The sequence below is a fragment of the Paracoccus aurantiacus genome (genome assembly GCF_007993065.1).
In the GTDB taxonomy this organism is placed as follows: Bacteria; Pseudomonadota; Alphaproteobacteria; order Rhodobacterales; family Rhodobacteraceae; genus Paracoccus; species Paracoccus aurantiacus.
Genome location: NZ_VOPL01000004.1, coordinates 20,808 through 41,131 on the forward strand (window position 1 = coordinate 20,808; position 20,324 = coordinate 41,131).

Here is a 20,324-nt window from a genome sequence, read left to right on the forward strand (position 1 = left end):
TCATTCAGGGGCGTTGGCGCGTTTCGCCAACGCCCTTTTCTGTTTCTGACACCTTTTCGGCGTATTCGCGTGCAATCGCGTTCAAGCCGCCAAGCGCATAAATATACAGATGGTCTGCCAGTTCTTCCGCCGGTGCGTTCAGGGCGGGGACGTCAAAAATGGATCGTCTGGTTCCCGCGAGAAGCAGCGCCAGGCATGGCGCGCCGATGCACGGCAGGCAGCGCCACAGCACGGGATCGCCGACGGGAATTTCCGTGATCTGGCTTATGATGGGCATCACGAGCATCAGCTTCGGTGCCACCTCGCTTTGACGCAGCACTTCTATATGCGGGCTGGGTGACAGCAGCTCTCGCAACAGGACCGTGACCGGCCAGTTTTCCTCTGCCCTGGCCGTGGCCACGAAGAACGAGATCACGCGCCGCAGCTTTTCCTGCGCGGGCATATCTGCGTTCGTGAGCGTTTCCAGATCACCGATGTCGATGATGCGGCGATGCGCTTCGATCAGGGTCGCCTGGTAAAGGCCGCTTCGGTTGCCGAAGTGATAGTTGATCGAGGCCATATCCACGTCAGCGCGTGCGGCCACTGACTTGTTCGTCGTATCGGCGAAGCCGGCAGCGGCGATCATGGTGCCTGCGGCGTTCAGGATTCGGTTGCGCGTGGCCTCTCCGTCGGCGCGTTGGGGGCGTGGTGTCTTGGTCATCTCTCTCTGTCTGCTGCCGATGCCGAGCATACACAATAACAGGTAGACATGAAATAGAATTTAATCTAAATTCGATTTAATCAATTCGCACAGACCCCGTTCTGCAGATGCCAATCAATCGAGTCGCGCCATGAAGAAGCTGATCCCGGTTCTCGTTATTCTCCTCGTGCTGGCTGGTGGCTGGTATTGGTGGCATCAGCGGCAATCAGGCGACGATGGGCCGCTGGTGCTGTATGGCAATGTCGATATCAGACAGGTTGCACTGGCCTTTGAGGGCAGTGGCCGCGTGGCAGAGATGCGGGTCGAAGAAGGCGACAGTGTCGTGAAGGGGCAGGTGCTGGCACGACTGGATACAGACACGCTGCAATTGCAGGTCGACGCGCAGGAAGCCGCGGTCGAGGCGCAGCGACAGGCGCTGCTGAAGCTGCGCAATGGCTCCAGACCCGAAGAGGTGGCGCAAGCCAGGGCCCAGCTCGATTCCGCTGAAGCGTCAGCAGTGCTGGCCGATCAGGAACTGGCGCGCGCAACGCAGCTTCGCGCCTCGCGCAGCGGTGCGGCCAGTCAGCAGAGCGTCGATCAGGCGAGGGCGCAGGCCGATGCTGCAAAGGCGAGTGTGGCGCAGGCGCGTGCCGCGCTCGATCTGGTCGAGGCAGGGTCGCGCGCCGAGGATATTGCGCAGGCCGAGGCGCAGTTGCGCGGCGCCGAGGCCGAACTGAGTCTGCTGCGCCGTGGCGTGGAAGATGGCGAATTGTCGTCGCCAGACAACGCGGTCATCCGCTCTCGATTGCGCGAACCGGGTGATATGGTCACCGCCAGCACGCCCGTCTATGCACTTGCATTGACGCAGCCGAAATGGGTTCGCGTCTATGTCAGCGAGCCGGATCTGGGCCATGTCAGACCGGGGCTGGCAGCAGAGGTATTTGCCGACAGCTTCCCGGATCAGCCGACCGCGGGCAAAGTCGGCTATATTTCGTCGGTCGCAGAGTTTACGCCGAAATCGGTGCAGACCGAGGAATTGCGCACCAGTCTTGTCTATGAGGTTCACGTCACCATCGACGATCCGAACGACCGCCTGCGTCTTGGTCAGCCGGTCACTGTGCGCTTGCAGGATGTGGCGACGCCATGAGAGATCTGACTGTCCGTGCAGAAGGTCTGCGGCAGGTCTTTGACGATCCCGATATTGGCGAGGTCGTCGCGATTGACGAACTGTCGCTTGAGATACAGGCGGGCGAGCTTACCGCGCTTGTTGGCCCCGACGGGGCGGGAAAGACGACGCTGATGCGCCTTCTGGCCGGGCTTCTGAAACCTGCAGCGGGCAGCCTGACGGTGCTCGGAACCGATGTGCTGAAACACCCTCAGGCCGTGCAGGATCGGATCAGCTATATGCCGCAACGTTTTGGTCTGTATGAAGATCTGAGCGTGCAGGAAAACCTGGACCTGTATGCCGACCTGCACGGGGTGCCGCCAGATCAGCGCAAGGAACGTTTCGGCAGGATGTTGGAAATGACCGACATGGCGCGTTTCACCGACCGCCCTGCAGGTAAGCTCTCGGGCGGGATGAAGCAGAAGCTGGGCTTGGCCTGCACACTCGTTCGATCGCCCGATCTGCTGCTGCTGGACGAGCCGAGCGTCGGCGTCGATCCGCTGTCGCGCCGCGACCTTTGGGCCATCGTGCAGCAGCTTGTCGATGACGAACGCCTGAGCGTCATCATCAGTACCTCGTATATGGACGAGGCAGAGCGGTGCGCGCGTGTCTTCGTGATGGACAAGGGCAGGATCCTGGCCGACGGGACTCCGGCGGCATTGACGGCGAAGGCCGCAGGGCTGACCTTTACCGCAACGCCTCCTGCCGGGACGCCCGCGCGCGAATTGCAGGCGCGGTTGATAGACCACCCCTCGCTTGTCGTTGATGCCGTGCCCGAGGCGGGGCGCGTTCGCTTCATCCGCCAGCCGGATGCAGATCAGGCAAAGTGCGAGGCGTTGCTGGGTGATATCCGCACCGCGCCGCGCGCGGAAGAACTTGAGGACGCCTTCATGATGCTGCTTCGCCAGCAGCAGGACGAGCCGCCGCAAAGTCCCGCGTCGCAGGCCGCCGAAAGCGACGCTGACGTCCCCATGCCGCCGCGAGATGAAAAGCCAGTCATCGTCGTGCGCGATCTGGTCCGCAAGTTCGGTGATTTCACCGCTGTCGCCAGCACCTCTTTCGATGTCGGGCGCGGCGAGATCTTCGGCCTGCTCGGGCCGAACGGGGCGGGTAAGACGACCACGTTCCGCATGCTGTGCGGGTTGCTTCCGGCCACCAGCGGCCAGCTGGAGGTCGCGGGACGCAACCTGCGCACGGCCCGCGCGCAGGCCCGCGCGAAAATCGGGTATGTCGCCCAAAAATTCGCGCTTTATGGCAACCTGTCGGTGCGTCAGAACCTTGAATTTTTTGGTGGCGCGTATGGGATGCGTGGCCGCGAGCTGGCGGGCCGGATCAAAAATGCCATCGCGCAATTCGACCTCGACCCCTCGGCGCAAAGCGGGCTTCTACCCGCCGGATACAAGCAGCGGCTGGCAATGGCGACCGGGCTTCTGCACCGGCCCGAGATCCTTTTTCTGGACGAGCCGACAAGCGGCATTGATCCGCTTGCACGGCGGGCGTTCTGGCGCACCATCACGGCGCTCTCGAAGGAAGGCGTGACAATCGTTATCACCACGCATTTCATGGAAGAGGCAGAATATTGCGACCGGATCGCGATCCAGGATGCGGGCGAGATGCTTATCATCGGGACACCTGCCGAGGTGCGCGAAAAAGCCGCTGCAGGTGCCGATGGCGAGACGGTCAGGACCATGAACGATGCCTTCATCGCCGTCGTGGAACAGAACCGCGCGCGGCATGATCGGCAAAGGGCGGCTGCATGATCGCAGTGGCATCATTCTCGCGACTTGTCGCGCTGACGCGGAAGGAAACGCGTCAGATGCTGCGTGATCGCAGCAATCTGGTTGTCGGGCTGGTGCTGCCCGCTGTGCTGATCCTGCTGTTCGGTTACGGGCTGTCCTTCGATGTGACGGATGCACGCGTCGCCGTGGTGTTGGAAGACAGCTCTCCCGTTACGCTGAACGCCGTGGCGGGGCTTGCGGGCTCGGACTATCTCAGCCCGATCTGGATGCATTCCATGCCCGAAGCCGAGGCGATGATCCGCGCGGGCGAAGCAGACGCCATCCTGCGCGTCCCAAGCGAATTTACCCGCGATCTGTCCCATGGTTCCGGCACCTTGCAGCTGATCCTGAACGGCGTCGATTCAAATACCGCGCAAAGCATCGAAGGCTATGCGACGGGCGCGATTACCAATGCGCTTGAACATCTTGCCGACCGGGGCGATGCGCGTTTCGGAGATGCGGGCGGCATAACGCTGGTGCAACGGACCTGGTTCAACGAGGCGGGAACAAGCACCTGGTTTCTGGTACCCGGCCTGATCGTGCTGGTCATGACCCTGATCGGCGCCTTCCTGACCTCGCTGCTTATCGCGCGCGAATGGGAACGCGGCACGCTTGAATCCCTGTTCGTCACGCCGGTCCGCCCGCTGGAACTGGTCTTGTCGAAGCTCGCGCCCTATCTGGTCATCGGCGCGATTGATCTGGTCATGTGCCTTCTCGCGGCGAAGTTCCTGTTTCACGTTCCGATGCGCGGGTCACTTTGGATCATCGTGCTGTCCTCGATGCTGTACCTGCTGGTATCGCTGGCGATGGGGCTGTGGATTTCGGGCGTGACGCGCAACCAGTTCGCGGCCAGCCAAATGGCGCTTCTGGCAAGCTTCATGCCGGCAATGATGCTTTCGGGCTTCGTGTTCGACCTGCGCAATGTGCCGCTGGTGGTCCAGGTCATCAGTCAGGCGCTACCCGCGACGCATTTCATGTCGCTTGTGAAGACGCTGTTCATGGTCGGGAACTACTGGCCTGAGATCGCGAAATCGGTTGTCATCCTGTCGCTTTACGGCGTGCTGCTGATCTGGGCGACGCGGCGCACGCTTGCAAAACGGTTGGACTGAGCGATGGGTGCCATTGCATTTCTGTTCCCGCTACTGGCGTTGATCCGCAAGGAACTGTTCGCGATCCTGAAGGACCCGTCCAGCCGCGCATTGCTGTTTGCACCAGCGCTGATACAGGCGCTTCTGTTTGGCTATGGCGCGACCTACGATCTGACGAACGCGCCTTTCGCCTTGCTGGACCAGAGCAGAAGCGAGGCATCGGCAAGGATCGTGGCGGATATCGAAGGCACCGGCGTTTTCCACCGCATTGCGACCCTGCAAAGCACCAGTCAGATCGCCGACCAGATCGAGAGCGGCGACGCGCTTCTGGTGGTCAGCTTTCCCGCCGATTTCGCGGCGACGCTGGCGAGGGGAGAGCAGGCGCAGGTTCAGGCGATCTTCGACGGGCGGAACTCGTCCACTGCCGGCCTGGCCGCGGCTTATCTGTCCGCGATCGTTGCGCGCTATAACGCGGAAGAAGGCGCATCCGCACCGCTAAGCATCGTGCGCCGCGCCTGGTTCAACCCCAACTTCGAATCCCGCTGGAACCTGATGCCCGCGCTGATTGCGTCACTCAGCATGCTTCAGACATTGATGCTTTCCGCGCTTTCCGTCGCCCGCGAGCGAGAGCAGGGCACATTCGATCAGCTTCTGGTCACACCCCTGACCCCCGGCCAGATCCTGATCGGGAAGGCATTGCCGGCTATCCTGATCGGACTTCTGCAATCGACGATCATTTTTCTGATCATTCGCTTCTGGTTTCAGATCCCGATGAACGGACAGGTCTGGTTGATGTATCTGGGCCTGATCGCGTTCACCACGGCTGCGGTCGGGCTGGGGCTTTCGATTTCGGCGGTCGCGCTGACGATGCAGCAGGCGATGCTTTACACCTTCATCCTGATCATGCCGCTGATGCTGCTTTCAGGTCTGCTGACCCCGGTGCGCAACATGCCTGCGATCCTGCAATGGGCGACCTACGCGAACCCATTGCGCTTCGGCATCGACCTTGTGCGCCGGGTCTATCTGGAAGGGGCGCGGCTGTCAGATGTGGCATTCGATTTCGTGCCGCTTCTGGCCGTGGCGGCCGTGACATTACCGCTTGCGGCATGGCTGTTCCGGAACCGGCTGAGCTGAGCCTGCGCCAAGGGGCTATCGCGTGATGTCGCGATATTCGTGCAGCCCGCCGCGCCAATCGCGAATATGCCATAGACCCGGACCCGCGCGTGTGACGGCCGCGGAATCGAGCGGAACCTTCCCGAAGCCGCCCGGCAGATCGAGGACATAGCTCGGAATGGCGATGCCAGAAAGGTGCCCGCGCAGTTCCGCGATGATCGACAGGCCTTCATCGATTGTGGTGCGGAAATGGCTGGTCCCTCGCGCCAGATCGCAATGGTGCAGATAATAGGGCGTGACGCCAATCGCGGTCAGTCCGCGAAACAGACGCGCCAGCGTTTCGGCGTCGTCGTTCACGCCGCGCAGCAGGACGCTTTGCGACAGAAGCGCAGCGCCGGTCTTGGCGAGGGTTCGGATTGCCGCCTTTGCCTCGGGGGTCAGCTCATCAGGGTGATTGATGTGGTTCACCACGAAAACGGCAGCCCTGCGCGTCAGCAGTGGCGCAATCGCCGAGATCCGCTGCGGCGCGACGACGGGAACGCGGCTATGGATGCGTATGACCTCGATATGAGGTATCGCATCGAGGCGATCGAGGATGTCGGCAAGTCGGCGCGGTGACAGCGTCAGGGGATCGCCGCCGGTCAGGATGATCTCGCGAAGCGCAGGTGTGGACGCGATATGGGCAAGCGCATTATCAAGCTGGTCCGGGGGCAGGGGGCCAGCCGCGCCCACTGCCTCTCGGCGAAAGCAGAAGCGGCAATAGACATCGCAGGTCTGGGTGACATGCAGAATGGCGCGGTCAGTATAGCGATGGGTCAGACCCGGCACCGGGCTGTGCGCGTGATCGCCGATAGGGTCGGTCAGTTCTTCCGGACGTACGGTAAGTTCCCGGCGGTCAGGAACGAACTGGCGCGCGAGTCCCGGTTCCGCAGATTGCATCGCGGGCGTGATGCGAATTCGGAAGTCCTTGGCGACGCGATCGAGTTCTGGTGAATCCGCGCTGTTCGCCAGACCTGCATCCACAAGCTCGGCAACAGAGGTCAGGGCGGGTCGGGCGGCAGGCATGGGTCACGCGTCGTGCGCAAGCGTCTCAGTTAAGCGACTGCTGAAGCGCGTAGTAACCGTCGCAGAATTCACCGAACTGGGCGTTGAGTTCGGGATGCTCGATCGGCTCGCCCGAGATGTCGGCAACAAGGTTCTGCTCCGACACATATGCAACGTAATAGGTCGCCTCGGTCTCGGCATAGAGATGGTAGAAAGGCTGGTCCTTGTCGGGGCGGCTGTCCTCGGGAATGGATTCATACCACTCATCCGAATTCGAGAATTTCGGGTCGATGTCGAAGACAACCCCGCGAAACGGATGCATGCGATGCCGCACCACCTGTCCGATCATGTATTTCGCCGTTCTCGCTTCCATAAAACCCCGCGCTTCGATCCGTGACTTTTACGACTTCGAAGCCTGCCTGTCTATGGATAGGTGGGGCGAGACAGCCAGATGTGATCCCGCGCCGCTGCATTGTCGCATCGGCGCGGGGTCGGATCATTGGGACTGACCTGCCGCAACGACCTCTGCAGTATCGCTGCTGACCTCGGCAAGGGTTTCGGCCGAATCGCCCGCTTCGACAAGATCGCGGGCCTCTTCTTCGTCCTCATCCTCAAGCGCGGGGGGATCTTCGCCGGCAAGGAAGTTGCCAAACTTCTCCAATCCGGGGATATGGTCTGCCAGCACCTTCATGACCACAAGCATCGGCACTGCGACGACCATGCCAAGCACCGACCATAGCCATGCCCACAGCGCCACCGTCACGAACACCACAACCGTGTTCAGACGAAGCCGCCGCGAGACGAAGTAGGGCGTAATGAGTTGCCCTTCGAGCGAGGTCAGACCCAGATAGGTTGCAGCGACCATGAAGGGCGTGAAGATGTCGCTGAAGCTGATAAGGGCAACGACAAAGGACGCGGCTACCCCTGTGACGGCACCCAGATAGGGAATGAAGTTCAGGATGAACGCGGCCACGCCCCAAAGCAGGGGTTGCGGCATATCCCATATCCACATCCCAAGTCCGATGCAGAGGCCAAGCCCCGCATTGATCAGCGTGATCGCGCCGAGATAAGAACCGAGCGCCAGTTCAATCTCGCGCAGTGCCATATACGCGGCGCGCTTTTCCTTCAGGCTGTCAAAGCTCTGGACGATCTTGAGATACATGAGATCGCCAGACGCAAGCAGGAAGAACAGCAGGAACAATGTGAACACGATCTGTCCGACGACCGAAGGTCCGGCCGCCATCACGCTGGCAAGGGTAGAGCTTTCGTCGGTCTTCACCTCGACCTGTATCGGCTTGTCGCCCTCTGCCGGCTGTTCGACGACTTCGGTGGCAGCGACGGTCGCGGCGGGCGGCGGAGGGGCGTCGCCTTCCTGATCCTGCGCGCCGCCGCCGGTCACTTCATCCAGCTTCGCTGCCGCTTCTTCCAGCGGACGGACGCTTTCACGAAGGTCGCGCAAGCGCTCTTCCAGCCGCGAGGTGATCTGGGGCGAATCGTCCACAATGTCCCTGATCGGACCAGAGATGAAATAGCCGAGCACGACCACAAGCGCGATCATGCCAAGCGTCACGAGCGCCGCCGAGATGGAGGCGCCGATGCCGAATTTGCTGAGCAGGCGGCGGAACGGGACAAAAACGAAGAACAGCAGAAGTCCCAGTGTGACCGGCATCAGGAAAGCCGATGCGGCGGTCACAAAATAGAAGAGCATTATCATGAAAATGCCGATGATCGCCCACCGCGGGACGAGTGGCGGCTTGGCATCTTCTTCACGTTGGATGGTCGGGAAGCGGTGCTCTGGCGAATAACGTGGCTTGGGCGGCGGCATCTAGGACTCCGTGTGGTGCCAACATAAGCAAATCGCGATGCCGGGGGTTCCGGCATCGCGATCAAATTCTGTGCTGCTAAATGTTTGCCAGCCTGGCTGCCCTAGATCGCGTGATCGCCGCTTGCGTCGATCACCCGCGTCGGCAGACCCATCTCACCCAAAAGTTCCAAGAAGGGACGCGCGGGCAGATCCTCGACATTTACCATCCGCTTCACATCCCATGTGCCGCGCGCGATCAGGATTGCGGCAGCGACGGGCGGGACGCCAGCGGTATAGCTGATGCCCTGGCTGCCCACTTCCTCGAACGCATCCTTGTGGTCGGCCACGTTATAGATGAACACCTCGCCCGGCTCGCCATTGCGGCTGCCTTTGACCAGATCGCCGATGCAGGTCTTGCCGGTATAGTCGGGCGCGAGGCTGGCCGGATCAGGCAGCACTGCCTTGACCACCTTCAGCGGAACAACCTCCTGGCCCTCGGCAGTCTTTACCGGCTGTTCCGACAACAGCCCCAGCGATTGCAGGACGGTAAAGACGTTGATGTAATGCGCCCCGAACCCCATCCAGAAGCGAACATCGCTGTCCTTGTAGCGTGCGGACAGGCTGTGAACCTCATCATGGCCGGACAGATAGGCGGTCTGTTTGCCGACAACCGGCAGATCCCATTCGCGACCGACCTCGAACATCTTGTTCTCGGTCCATTCGCCGCCCTGCCACGCATAGACGGTGCCGGTGAACTCGCGGAAATTGATCTCCGGGTCGAAATTCGTCGCGAAATAGCGCACGTGACTGCCGGCATTGATATCGACAATGTCGATGCTGTCGATCTTGTCGAAATACTCATCCTCGGCAAGCCGGGCATAGGCGTTGACCACACCCGGATCGAAACCGGCGCCCAGAATCGCTGTCATGCCGGCTTTTTCGACGGCCTCGCGGCGCTTCCATTCGTAATTTCCATACCAGGGCGGGGTTTCACAGATCTTCGACGGATCTTCATGAATTGCGGTGTCGATATACGCGCAATCGGTATCGATGCACCCTTGCAGCACCGTCATGTTGATGAAGGCAGAGCCGACATTGATGCAGATGCCAGCGTCAATCTTGCGGATAAGATCGGCCACCGCGACGCTGTCCATCGCGTCGATCTGATGGCTGGCGAAATCCATCTTGTGGCCCTTGTCGCGAAGGCTTGCGATGATGTCGTCGGCCTTCGACTTCGTGCGCGATGCAATATGCAACGCGCCGAATTCATTGGCCCATTGCGCAACCTTGTGCGCGGTGACCTTCGCGACGCCGCCGGCGCCGATGATGAGAACGTTCTTCGTCAACATTTCCCCCTTCGGTGTCAGGACAGGCTGTCCCGATAGTCGTCATAAGTAAAATCGCGGACGAGGCGGATCGTTCCATCCTCGTCCCGGATCGCGATGGACGGCATGGCGACGCCGTTGAACCAGTTTTTCTTGACCATCGTATAGCCCGCCGCATCGGCGATGCTGATCCGGTCGCCGATTTCCAGCGGCTTCTGGAACTGCGCTTCGCCGAAGATGTCGCCCGCAAGGCAGGTTTTCCCGGCGATCTGATAGGGGTGGCCGCCTGTCTGCGGCAGCTTCGCCGTTTCCCGATAGATCAGCAGGTCAAGCATATGCGCCTCGATACTGCTGTCGACGACGGCGATTTTCTTGCCGTTGTCGATGATGTCCAGCACGCTGACTTCCAGCGTGGCGGTGCCGGTGATGCTGGCCTCGCCCGGCTCCAGATAGACCTGAACGCCAAGCCGGTCGCTGAACGCTTTCAGCCGGTCGGCGAGCTGATCCAGCGGGTAGCCCTCGCCGGTGAAATGGATGCCGCCGCCAAGCGACACCCAGTCGAGCCGTTTCAAAAAGCCGCCAAAATCCGCCTCGATCCGGTCGAGCTGTCCCGAGAACAGGTCAAAGTCGCGATTCTCGCAATTGTAGTGGATCATGACGCCGCTGATGCGACCCTCTGCGGCCTCCAGTCGCGCCATGTCCCATTCGCCAAGACGCGAGAAGGGCCGGGCGGGATCAGCCAGATCAAAACCCGATGTCGAGAAGCGCGGATTAAGCCGCAGCCCGCGCCCGACATCGCCAGTCCTGTCTGCAAAACGGTCAAGCTGGGTCAGAGAGTTGAAGATGATCTTGTCGGAATAGCCGATTGCCTCGTCGATCTCATGATCGGCCCAGGCGACGGAATAGGCATGGGTTTCCTTGCCGAATTTTTCGCGACCCAGCCGCAATTCGTAAAGCGACGACGACGTCGTGCCGTCCATATAGTCGCGCATCTGGTCGAACACGGACCACGTGGCGAAGCATTTCAGTGCAAGCAATGCCTTTGCGCCCGACGCGTCGCGAAGACGGGCGACGATCTCCATGTTGCGGCGCAGGGCTGCGAGGTCCATCAGGTAATAGGGCGTCTGAATCGTCATGGCTGTCCCGAGGCAATCAAGGGCTGCGATATATGCCGCCCTCCCACATTTCGCAAGGAACTGCCCCAAGCCTCTGGCAGCAAAGCATGACATCTGGATGACGCGCGGCGTAAACACTGACGACGGCGCAGGATCAGTCGTCGCGGCCGGTCACTTTGGCCGCGATCCGGGATGCCGCGCGATGAAGCCTGGGGATTTCGCCGCGAACCGTCCCGCGTATCCTTGCGGTTCTGACCGGGACGTCAGGCTGCCTTGCTTGGATGCAGCGGGATCGTGAACGCGACATAGTTGCGCTCACCCTCGCGGAAATAGATCAGCGACTGGGTCAGGTGCCCGATCAGGAACCATCCGAAGCCACCCTCAGGATCGTTTCGCGGGTCAGGCGGGGGTGAGTTTAGGCAGATGCTCGGCAGCAGGCCGCCATCGTCGCTGACGGAACAGGCAAGGCCGTCGGGCTGCGCGACCACGCTCAGATGAACGATCGGGGCAGGGTCGGCCGAATGCGCCCGCCCGTGCTGGGCGACATTGTTCAAAAGCTCTGCCAGAACCAGTTCCGCGCGTCCCAGCAGGTCTGTCGTCGTATGCAGGCGCAGGCGCTCGGTCATGAGGATCAGTATCTCGCGCACGGTATCTGCCAGCGCCGGAAAACTGCGTGTCAGTACGATGATCGGCTGGGCCTTGCTGTCTCTGCCGGCCGGGCTTTCCGGCTGCTTTCCCGCGATCATGCACAGCCACCCTTGCCGCAATCGGCGGCGTCGACAATGTCGAAAACCTGATCCATGCGTGTCAGCCGAAACACCCGCGCGACATTCGGCGTCAGTCGGCGCAGCCGCATCTGGCGTCCCTCGGGAAGCGCCTTTTTCAATGCGATCACCGCACCGAGCCCGGAGCTGTCCAGAAATTCGACCTCGCCAAGATCGAGGAGCAGGTCGGGTCCGCGCATGGCGACATGCGGGCGCACCGCATCCTTGAATTCGCCAGCTATGGCGGCGTCGAGCCGCCTTTCGACGATGCGCACCACGATCTGACCCGATTCATCCTTTACCGTCAGGTTCATGCTTGCCCCTATCCCCGATGTCGTGTGGAATCCCTAGCGCAGATTTCTTACTATCCGATGAACAAGGCTCGGAATTCGGAACAGGCATAAGGTGGGCTACGTGTCACAGGCGCCTTCGCGGGATATTGTGATCGCGTCACCCGCCGGGCAAATTCTGGCGCGGCGGGATTGTGATATCATCCGCGCCACCGGCATTCCCTATGCAGACGCGGGCCGGTGGGAGCTTCCCAAACCGTCAAAACCCGCGCCTGTCCGCGCCAGCGCGCTGTCCCCCGCATGTCCGCAATTGCCGATCCCGCGGCTGGATGCGGTGTTACCCGACGCCTTCGCCGGTATCGCCTTCGCCGAAAGATGCCAGTGCCTGTCTGTCAGCGCACCCGCAGACGCGCGCGATCTGCCGGTGATGGTCTGGCTGCATGGTGGCAGTTACGAATCGGGGGCTGCGGATATGGGCGTGCTGGACCCGTCAGCGCTTGTTCGCGAGCAGCAGGTGGTGTTCGTTGCGATCAGTTACCGGCTTGGGCTTTTCGGCTGGCTGGGCTTTGACGGGCATCCTGCAAATCTCGGTGCGCTCGACGTGATCGAAGCGCTGCGCTGGATCGCCGAGAACATCGCCGCTTTTGGTGGCGATCCGGGGCGTGTGACGCTGTTCGGGCAATCATCAGGCGGTGATCTGACGGCGCGGCTGATGATGGCCGGCGCTGCGCGCGGGATGTTCCACCGCGCGATCATCCAGAGCGCGCCGCTCGATCTGCCTTTGAAGACGGCACGCATGCGGCGGGTCATGCGCAGGGTCGCTTCAGGGGCCCTGTCCGATGAGAAGGTGTCGGAAATTCTGTCCCGGCAGGCCCGCTTGCGAAAGGCGGTTCGCCGTTTCGGGTTGGCTGGGCAGATGCCGTTCGGGCCGGAATTCGGTCATGCGCCGTTCCCGATCGAACCTCAGCTTGCCACGGCGCATGCCGAAATTGCACCGCATATTCCGATCCTTATCGGGCATATGCGTGACGAGGCAGCGCTGTTTTTACCCCCATTCGCGCAGGGTGCTGCCTCGGTTCTCGACGCGCCGCGCCGGCTGGCTGTCCGCGCACTCACCGCGCGACTTTATGGCCGTCCGGCAAGGCGTTTCGCATCGCGTCATCATGCGGCCGGGGGCTATGCGGCGCGGTTTGTCATCGACTGCGGGGGTGGCGATTGGGGCAGCGCGCATCTGGCCGATCTGCCGCTGCTATTCCCTAGCGATGACTGGCTGGGAACGCCGCTTGTGCCGCGCGAGATGAGCGCCGAGGATCTGCGGCGCATCGGTCGGCCCATCCGGCGGATCTGGGCGGATTTTGCGCGTGACGGCACTGTTGCAGCGCCGCCTGCAGAGGCGACCGGCCTGATCCGGCTGCACTTGCCCTAAGCAGGATAGAAAAAACCCGCGCCGGGGCGCGGGTCTTTCATGTCATTGAGATGCGCCTCAGGCGGCGGCTTTTGCTTTTTCGACGATCGCGCCGAAAGCCTCGGGCTCGTGAACGGCCAGATCGGCCAGAACCTTGCGGTCGACTTCGATCCCGGCTTTCGACAATGCGTTGATGAAACGCGAATAGGTCATGTCGGCATCGACAGCGCGCACAGCGGCGTTGATGCGTTGAATCCACAGCGCGCGGAAGTTGCGCTTGCGGTTCTTGCGGTCGCGGGTGGCGTATTGGTTCGCCTTGTCGACGGCCTGGGTCGCGGTGCGGAAGTTGCGCGAACGGTTGCCGTAATAGCCCTTGGCAGCATCAAGGACTTTCTTGTGGCGGGCGTGGGTAACCTTGCCGGATTTAACTCGTGCCATGTGTCAGTCCTCGGATCAGCGGTTATAGGGCATGTATTTCTTGACGATCTTGGCATCAGCGTCGCACAGGACGTTGGTGCCGCGCGCATCGCGAATGAATTTCGTCGTGCGCTTGATCATGCCGTGGCGCTTACCGGCCTGAGCCGATTTCACTTTGCCCGACGCCGTGAACGAGAACCGCTTCTTGGCGGCCGCTTTGGTCTTCATCTTCGGCATTTTACTCTCCTTGTCAGAGGTTTACGCGCGACTCGGCAATGCCATATCGGCCGGCCGCGCGGGATTGAAGGCGTCCCTATACTGAGAGACGCCTGCAATTGCAAGCCGGATCAGCCGAAAAGGCGGCCCCAGGCAGCCCCAAGTTGGGGAATGCCGACGCTGCCGGGATACAACCAGGCACAGACGGCAAGCACCGCGAGGCCGGCGCAAAACAGGATTGCTGCACCACGCGGCGCGCGTGTGTTGATGACGGACACGATGGCCGCGATGACCGACAGGACGAAAAGCGCCGTGCCGAGAAGCAGAAGAATGTCACCCATGATATTTCCCTTAGCCCATTCCGGCGCCGGGCTTATTCCGGGTCGGCGCGGGAAATCAAGCGTTCATCGCATGTTGCGACGCGAAGGATATTCGTCGTACCCGAGGTGTTGAACGGCACGCCGGCGGTCACGACGATCTGCTGCGTCTCGTCCGCGAATTCGAAATCGCGCGCGGCGCGGGCCGCGGTGATGACGGCCTCGCGGAAGCGCGACAGCGGTTCGGTTGCGACGCAATGGGTGCCCCATGTCAGGCACAGGCGGCGCAGCACGGTCGGGATCGGGGACATGGCGATGATCGGTGTCCGGGGGCGTTCGCGCGCCACCAGGCTGACCGTGGTGCCGGATTGCGTATGGGCGCAGATCGCCTGAATGTCGGTCGTCTCGGCGATTTCGCGGGCGGCGGCCACGATGCCGTCGGCGACGGTATTGCGGTCGGCCTTGCGTGACGCCTCGATCACCTCGCGATAGGTCGTGTCGGTTTCGACCGAACGGGCAACGTGGTCCATCGTCTGAACGGCCTCGATCGGATACTGACCCGCCGCCGATTCGGCCGACAGCATCACCGCATCGGCGCCTTCATAAATCGCGTTCGCCACGTCCGAGACTTCGGCACGGGTCGGCACCGGGCTTTCGATCATCGATTCCAGCATCTGGGTCGCGACGATCACCGGCTTTGCGGCCGCACGGCACTGGCGCACCAGACGCTTCTGGATCGGCGGGACGGATTGAACCGGCAATTCCACGCCAAGATCGCCCCGCGCGACCATGATGCCGTCAGACACAGCAAGGATTTCGGGGAAGGCGCGGACAGCTGCGGGCTTTTCGATCTTGGCCAGCACGGCAGCGCGGCCCTTGGCCAGCTTGCGGGCCTCGTCCATGTCCTCGGGGCGTTGCACGAAGGACAGGGCCAGCCAGTCGACACCAAGCTCGCAGGCGAATTCCAGATCGTCGCGGTCCTTGTCCGACAGTGCCGCCAGCGGCAGCACGACGTCTGGCACGTTGACGCCCTTGCGGTTCGAAATCGTGCCGCCGACCGTCACCACGCAATTGGCGAAATCCTTGCCGCAATCTTCGACCTTCAGGCGGATCTTGCCATCATTGACCAGCAGCTGCGAACCGGGTTCGAGTGCTGCGAAAATCTCGGGGTGGGGAAGTTGCACGCGGGCCGCGTCGCCGGGTGCATCGTCCAGATCGAACCGGAACTTCTGGCCCTCGGTCAGTTCTGCCTCGTCGCCATCGAAAACGCCGACGCGTAGTTTTGGCCCCTGCAGATCGGCGAGAATGGCAATAGGCCGGCCCAGATCGGCCTCGACCTTGCGGATCGCGTCATAGCGCGCCTTGTGGTCTGCATGGCTGCCATGGCTCATGTTCAGGCGGAAGACATCTGCGCCTGCCTCGAACAGTGCGCGGATGGTGTCATATTCGGAAGAGGCCGGTCCCAGCGTGGCCACGATCTTGACATTGCGGTGGCGTCTCATGGTGATCTCTCCGGCTGGTCAATGGAATGTTTGCGCCATCATGGCCGAAACCATCCGCCGGGACAACTGGCCTAGCGTGAAGAATTGACGTAAGGGGCGCGTATGAAAGATGACAGTGTTATCCGGGACGAAGCCTTCTGGAGCGAAGGCGAGGCGCGGGACAGCCGTTGGCTGATTACCTGCGATCATGCGACCAACCGCGTGCCTGATTGGGTAGGCAGTGGCGATCTGGGTATCGCGGCTGACGATATGGCGCGCCATATCGCCTATGATGTGGGCGCGGCGGGCGTGTCGAAGAAACTGGGCGCGCTGATCGGGGCGCCGGTGGTGGGGTCCGATTTCTCGCGTCTGGTGATCGACCCGAATCGCGGCGAGGATGATCCGACGCTGCTGATGCGTCTTTATGACGGCACGGTGATTCCCGCCAATCGCGATGCCGACGCGGCGGAACGTCAGCGGCGGCTGGACCGGCTGCATCGCCCTTATCACAACGCCTTGGAAAAACTGGCGGGGGCGCGTCCGGACCGGGCAATCTGCGCGATCCACAGCTTCACCCCGCAATTGCGTGGCCGCATGGCGCGGCCTTGGGCCGTGGGCGTGCTGTATTCCCACAAGGATGAACGCCTTGCGCCCCTGCTGATCGAACGCTGCCGGCAACAAGGCTGGGTGACGGGGGATAACGAACCCTATTCAGGTCATCTCGACGGCGATTCTATCGACCGGCATGCGCTTGCGCAGGGCCGCCCCAACGTGCTGATAGAGGTTCGCAACGACCTGATCCGCGACGATGCCGGGCAGGCAGAGTGGGCCGAAAAACTGGCGCTGGTGATGGACGGTCTGCTGGAGGAAGCCGGGCTTTAATCCCGGTCCGGTGCGCCAAGCGGGAAGCAATGTCGGTATTTGCGCGCCTCATCCACGGCGCGCGCGAATGACGGGCGTGCCATCAGGCGGCTGCGGTAGGCGCGCAGGTTCGGGCAGTCCTGCGGGATTTCGGAAATCCAGTCCGCATAAAACAGCGACGGCCCCGCCGCGCAATCAGCCATGGTGAAGCTGTCGCCCGTCGCCCATTCCCGGCCCGCGAGTTCACTTTCCAGCCACCCATAGGCGCGGGCCAGCTTTTCAGTTGCGACCTTCAGACCGTCTTCCTTGTCGGTCGCATTGATGCCAAGCGCACCATCGACCGCATATTGCGCGGCGTTCATCACATGCAGGTCGAAGAAGCGATCCATGAATCGCACCGGCAGCGCCGCCAGCGGGTCTTGCGGCAGCAGCTCCACCGGGCCGGGATGGCTCAGCCCCAGATATTCGATGATGATGCTGGTTTCGACCACCTGACGATCACCATCGACCAGCAGGGGAAACTTTCGCAAAGGCCAGCGGCGCAGCCATTCGGCGGTCGTTTCCGTCTGATCCGGCTCGATCAGGCGAAATTCGAACGGGGTCGCGTTTTCATAAAGCGCGATCAGTACCTTCTGGGTGTAGGACGAAAACGGGTGGCCGTAGAGGGTCAGCGCCATGGATCGGAACCATATATTTGGACAGGAGGATGTCTGACTGTATCATTACAGCGCTGACATGGATCGCACAGCCTTGGCAAGCGCGGACTGTGGCGGCGGTCTAAAGGGAATGTGGTCAGAAAAGGTTTATATCATGAGCCATAAGCCAGAAGGATACCCCACCGCTTCGCCGTATCTGCTGGTCCGCGAGGCCGAGAAAACGCTGCAATTTCTCGAATCAGTTTTCGACGCCGAGCGCTTGCGCGTCATCGCGGGTGAAGATGGGCAATCCATAGCCCATGCCGAGGCTCGGCTGGGTGACAGCGTCGTGATGATGGGCCAGACCCCGGATGCGGCGCCGTCGCATGTGCATGTCTACCGGCCGGATGTGGATGACTGTTTCGCCCGCGCCAAGGCGGCAGGCGGCGAGGTGGTCCAGCCGCCGAAGCAGGGGGCGGACGGCGATTATCGCGGCGGCGTCGCGGATGCGAATGGCATTGTCTGGTGGATCTCTGAACAGCGCGGCTAACCGCGCTTGAATGGCCCCCAATCGCGCAGAAAGTCGATCTCCTCGCCCACGGCGCGGCGTTCCCGGTCAAGGTAATCTTCCAGCGCACGCCGGAAACCCGGATCTGCGACCCAATGCAGGGAATGGGTTTCGGTCGGCAGATAGCCGCGGGCGAGTTTGTGTTCGCCCTGCGCGCCGGCCTCGACCCGGTCCAGTTCCTCGGCGATCGCGAAGTCGATGGCCTGATGGTAGCAAAGCTCGAAATGCAGGAAGGGGTGTTCCTCGATCGCGCCCCAATAGCGGCCATAGATGGCGTCCGGGCCGATCAGGTTCAGCGCGCCAGCAATAGGTTGGCCGTCGCGTTCGGCAATAACCAACAGGCAATCATCGCGCATGGTGTCGTGCAGGCGGTCGAAAAAGGCGCGGGTCAGATAGGGGCGGCCCCATTTGCGCGCGCCAGTGTGCTGGTAGAAGGTCCAGAAGGCTTCCCAATGTTCGGTCTGGATCTCGTCGCCGCGAAGCTGGCGGATCGCGCCGCCGAACGCCTGCGCGCGCTCGCGTTCCTTCCGAAGCGCCTTGCGCTTGCGCGATGACAGCCGGGACAGGAACTCAGCATAATCCGAATAGCCGTCATTGACCCAGTGAAACTGCTGGGTCGAACGGGGCAGGAAGCCTGCGCTTTCGCCCAGTTCCGCCTCGGCTTCGGTGCAGAAGGTAACATGCGCGCCCGACAGCCCGTTCTGCAGGCAAAGCTGCGTCATCGCGTTCAGCAGCCCGCGCTGCACCGCAGGATCGTCCGCGATCAGGCGCGGACCGGTTACCGGCGTGAAGGGCACGGCGCATTGCAGCTTTGGATAATACTGCCCGCCCGCACGTTCGAAGGCATCTGCCCAGGCATGGTCAAAGATATACTCGCCCTGGCTGTGCAGCTTGACATAGCAGGGAGAGACGCCGCGCAGCGTATCGCCTTCGCGCGCGGCAATATGCGCGGGAACCCAGCCGGTGCCCTCCCCGACCGAGCCCGAATCTTCCAGCGCTGCAAGGAAGCGGTGGGTCGTGAACGGGTTGCGCCCAGCCCCGGTTGCATCCCATGCCTCGGCGGGGATCTCGGCGATTGTCTGATGGACAGTGACGGATAGCGACATCAGAACAGGCTCAGCACAAGAGGGGCAAGGATGGCGGTCAGCACGGCGTTCAGCCCCATGCCGATGCTCGCGAATGCGCCAGCGGTTTCATTGACCTGAAAGGCCCGCGCGGTGCCGATGCCATGCGCGGCCACCCCGACAGAAAAGCCGCGCGCCCGCCAATCGGTGATGCGCAGCGCATTCAGCAGAGGGGTCGCGATCATGGCACCGAAAATGCCGGTCAGCAGCACCATGACAGCCGCCAGCGTGGGCTGACCCCCAAGCCTTTCTGCGATGCCGATGGCGACCGGCGCGGTCGTTGATTTTGGGGCCATGGAGGCAAGAAGCAGGTCGTCCAGTCCGAAGGCGCGCCCGATCAGCAGGGCGGAAACAACTGCGACTGTCGACCCTACGATCAGGGACGCCACGACCGGCAACGCGGCGCGGCGGACCCGTTTCAGGTTGTCGTAAAGCGGCAGGCCAAGACAGACGGTTGCCGGACCCAGCATGAAATGAACGAACTGCGCGCCCTCGAAATAGGTCTGATAGCTGGTGCCGCTTATCCAAAGCACAGCGCCCAGGATCACCACCGCAATCAGCACCGGGTTGGCAAAGCTTTTCCGCCCAAGGGCGCGGAACAGCGTGTCGCCCGCCCAATATGCCGCAAGCGTGGCCGTCAGCCACAGTAACGGCTGGCTGGACAGATAGGACCAGATCAGGGACGCGTCATTCATCGTCGTCGGCCCCGGTCCATCGCGAGACGGCTGCGAATGTCAGCGCCCCGGCCGCAATCGCCAGCACCGTAGATACGGCCAATGCCAGCGCCAGCCCCAGCCCGTGTTGGCCGAGAATCCCCAGATGCGCGATCACGCCGACGCCTGCCGGGACAAAGAACAGCGACAGATGCCCCAGAAGCCCTTGTACCACAGACCGCAGCCTTTCCGCCAAGGCAGGCGATGCAAGACAAGCGCAGACCAGCAGCACCAGCCCGACCACCGGGCCGGGCAGGGGCAAGTGCAACCCGCGCGAGGCGATCTCGCCCATAAGCTGGAAACACAGGATGATGGTCAGGGCGGGGATCATGTGGCGAAGTTATGCGCGATTTTCCCGACTGACCAGAGGCGCAGCCATGTCGAAAGCGGCGGGGAGCCATGCGTATCTGGCAGACGCTTGT

The 20,324-nt window shown here is 62.0% G+C and carries 23 protein-coding genes; 7 read left to right on the forward strand and 16 right to left on the reverse strand.

The window, feature by feature from the left end:
* Positions 1-4: 4 nt before the first annotated feature.
* Positions 5-700 (reverse strand): TetR/AcrR family transcriptional regulator, encoded by a 696-nt coding sequence (locus FQV27_RS10590; protein WP_147098217.1) that lies wholly within the window; start codon positions 698-700, stop codon positions 5-7.
* 130 nt (positions 701-830) lie between these two features.
* On the opposite strand from FQV27_RS10590, the gene FQV27_RS10595 reads away from it, so the two are divergent.
* The 4 genes from FQV27_RS10595 to FQV27_RS10610 are packed head-to-tail and all read left to right on the forward strand — an operon-like array spanning position 831 to position 5,844.
* A complete protein-coding gene (locus FQV27_RS10595; RefSeq protein ID WP_147098219.1) occupies positions 831-1,826 on the forward strand; it encodes an HlyD family secretion protein in 996 nt (331 codons plus the stop codon).
* Positions 1,823-3,604, forward strand: coding sequence for an ATP-binding cassette domain-containing protein (locus FQV27_RS10600; protein WP_147098221.1), 1,782 nt, complete (start codon positions 1,823-1,825; stop codon positions 3,602-3,604). Before FQV27_RS10595 ends, FQV27_RS10600 begins: the two co-directional genes overlap by 4 nt.
* Positions 3,601-4,731, forward strand: a complete 1,131-nt coding sequence (locus tag FQV27_RS10605) for an ABC transporter permease (RefSeq protein WP_147098223.1) — start codon at positions 3,601-3,603, stop codon at positions 4,729-4,731. Before FQV27_RS10600 ends, FQV27_RS10605 begins: the two co-directional genes overlap by 4 nt.
* Before the next feature lie 3 nt (positions 4,732-4,734).
* Positions 4,735-5,844 (forward strand): ABC transporter permease, encoded by a 1,110-nt coding sequence (locus tag FQV27_RS10610; RefSeq protein ID WP_147098225.1) that lies wholly within the window; start codon positions 4,735-4,737, stop codon positions 5,842-5,844.
* Positions 5,845-5,859: 15 nt separating this feature from the next.
* On the opposite strand, the gene FQV27_RS10615 is transcribed toward FQV27_RS10610, so the two are convergent.
* The 7 genes from FQV27_RS10615 to FQV27_RS10645 form a co-directional block, all read right to left on the reverse strand.
* Positions 5,860-6,888 (reverse strand): lysine-2,3-aminomutase-like protein, encoded by a 1,029-nt coding sequence (locus FQV27_RS10615; RefSeq protein WP_147098227.1) that lies wholly within the window; start codon positions 6,886-6,888, stop codon positions 5,860-5,862.
* Between the two features lie 25 nt (positions 6,889-6,913).
* Complete coding sequence (gene hspQ, locus FQV27_RS10620; protein WP_147098229.1) at positions 6,914-7,240, reverse strand: heat shock protein HspQ; 327 nt, start codon at positions 7,238-7,240, stop codon at positions 6,914-6,916.
* A gap of 123 nt (positions 7,241-7,363) precedes the next feature.
* Positions 7,364-8,692 carry an AI-2E family transporter gene (locus FQV27_RS10625; protein WP_147098231.1) on the reverse strand — a complete coding sequence of 443 codons (1,329 nt, stop codon included), beginning with the start codon at positions 8,690-8,692 and terminating at the stop codon, positions 7,364-7,366.
* Between the two features lie 101 nt (positions 8,693-8,793).
* Positions 8,794-10,017, reverse strand: coding sequence for a saccharopine dehydrogenase family protein (locus FQV27_RS10630; RefSeq protein ID WP_147098233.1), 1,224 nt, complete (start codon positions 10,015-10,017; stop codon positions 8,794-8,796).
* 17 nt (positions 10,018-10,034) lie between these two features.
* The gene (locus FQV27_RS10635) at positions 10,035-11,132 is read right to left on the reverse strand and encodes a carboxynorspermidine decarboxylase (protein ID WP_147098235.1); all 1,098 of its coding nucleotides are present in this window, start codon (positions 11,130-11,132) and stop codon (positions 10,035-10,037) included.
* Positions 11,133-11,374: 242 nt separating this feature from the next.
* Entirely contained in the window at positions 11,375-11,857 is a 483-nt protein-coding gene (locus FQV27_RS10640; protein WP_147098237.1) for an ATP-binding protein, read from the reverse strand.
* Positions 11,854-12,189, reverse strand: a complete 336-nt coding sequence (locus FQV27_RS10645) for an STAS domain-containing protein (protein WP_147098240.1) — start codon at positions 12,187-12,189, stop codon at positions 11,854-11,856. The genes FQV27_RS10640 and FQV27_RS10645 overlap by 4 nt, the downstream gene beginning before the upstream one ends.
* A 100-nt stretch (positions 12,190-12,289) precedes the next feature.
* On the opposite strand from FQV27_RS10645, the gene FQV27_RS10650 reads away from it, so the two are divergent.
* Positions 12,290-13,591 (forward strand): carboxylesterase family protein, encoded by a 1,302-nt coding sequence (locus FQV27_RS10650; protein WP_222611691.1) that lies wholly within the window; start codon positions 12,290-12,292, stop codon positions 13,589-13,591.
* A gap of 57 nt (positions 13,592-13,648) precedes the next feature.
* Here FQV27_RS10650 and rplT read toward each other — a convergent pair whose 3' ends face one another.
* The 4 genes from rplT to pyk all read right to left on the reverse strand — a co-directional run bounded on the left by rplT (position 13,649) and on the right by pyk (position 16,022).
* Entirely contained in the window at positions 13,649-14,008 is a 360-nt protein-coding gene (gene rplT / locus FQV27_RS10655) for a 50S ribosomal protein L20 (RefSeq protein WP_147098241.1), read from the reverse strand.
* A 15-nt stretch (positions 14,009-14,023) separates the two neighbouring features.
* Entirely contained in the window at positions 14,024-14,224 is a 201-nt protein-coding gene (rpmI, locus tag FQV27_RS10660; RefSeq protein WP_147098243.1) for a 50S ribosomal protein L35, read from the reverse strand.
* A 110-nt stretch (positions 14,225-14,334) separates the two neighbouring features.
* Positions 14,335-14,544, reverse strand: coding sequence for a hypothetical protein (locus FQV27_RS10665; RefSeq protein ID WP_147098245.1), 210 nt, complete (start codon positions 14,542-14,544; stop codon positions 14,335-14,337).
* Between the two features lie 32 nt (positions 14,545-14,576).
* Positions 14,577-16,022, reverse strand: coding sequence for a pyruvate kinase (gene pyk / locus FQV27_RS10670; RefSeq protein ID WP_147098247.1), 1,446 nt, complete (start codon positions 16,020-16,022; stop codon positions 14,577-14,579).
* A gap of 102 nt (positions 16,023-16,124) precedes the next feature.
* On the opposite strand from pyk, the gene FQV27_RS10675 reads away from it, so the two are divergent.
* Positions 16,125-16,883, forward strand: coding sequence for an N-formylglutamate amidohydrolase (locus FQV27_RS10675; RefSeq protein WP_147098249.1), 759 nt, complete (start codon positions 16,125-16,127; stop codon positions 16,881-16,883).
* Here FQV27_RS10675 and FQV27_RS10680 read toward each other — a convergent pair.
* Positions 16,880-17,539, reverse strand: coding sequence for a glutathione S-transferase family protein (locus tag FQV27_RS10680; protein WP_147098250.1), 660 nt, complete (start codon positions 17,537-17,539; stop codon positions 16,880-16,882). The two genes, FQV27_RS10675 and FQV27_RS10680, sit on opposite strands and share 4 nt — an antisense overlap.
* 133 nt (positions 17,540-17,672) lie before the next feature.
* On the opposite strand from FQV27_RS10680, the gene FQV27_RS10685 reads away from it, so the two are divergent.
* On the forward strand, positions 17,673-18,047 hold the full coding sequence (locus FQV27_RS10685) for a VOC family protein (RefSeq protein WP_147098252.1): 375 nt from the start codon (positions 17,673-17,675) through the stop codon (positions 18,045-18,047).
* Here the strand turns inward: FQV27_RS10685 and FQV27_RS10690 are convergent.
* Genes FQV27_RS10690 through FQV27_RS10700 form a run of 3 tightly spaced genes read right to left on the reverse strand, consistent with a single transcriptional unit; the run spans position 18,044 to position 20,233 of the window.
* Positions 18,044-19,171, reverse strand: coding sequence for a GNAT family N-acetyltransferase (locus FQV27_RS10690; RefSeq protein WP_147098254.1), 1,128 nt, complete (start codon positions 19,169-19,171; stop codon positions 18,044-18,046). The two genes, FQV27_RS10685 and FQV27_RS10690, sit on opposite strands and share 4 nt — an antisense overlap.
* Positions 19,171-19,884: an LrgB family protein gene (locus FQV27_RS10695; RefSeq protein WP_147098256.1), complete on the reverse strand. Its 714-nt coding sequence runs from the start codon at positions 19,882-19,884 to the stop codon at positions 19,171-19,173. The genes FQV27_RS10690 and FQV27_RS10695 overlap by 1 nt, the downstream gene beginning before the upstream one ends.
* Positions 19,877-20,233 carry a CidA/LrgA family protein gene (locus FQV27_RS10700; RefSeq protein ID WP_147098258.1) on the reverse strand — a complete coding sequence of 119 codons (357 nt, stop codon included), beginning with the start codon at positions 20,231-20,233 and terminating at the stop codon, positions 19,877-19,879. The genes FQV27_RS10695 and FQV27_RS10700 overlap by 8 nt, the downstream gene beginning before the upstream one ends.
* Between the last annotated feature and the right edge of the window lie 91 nt (positions 20,234-20,324).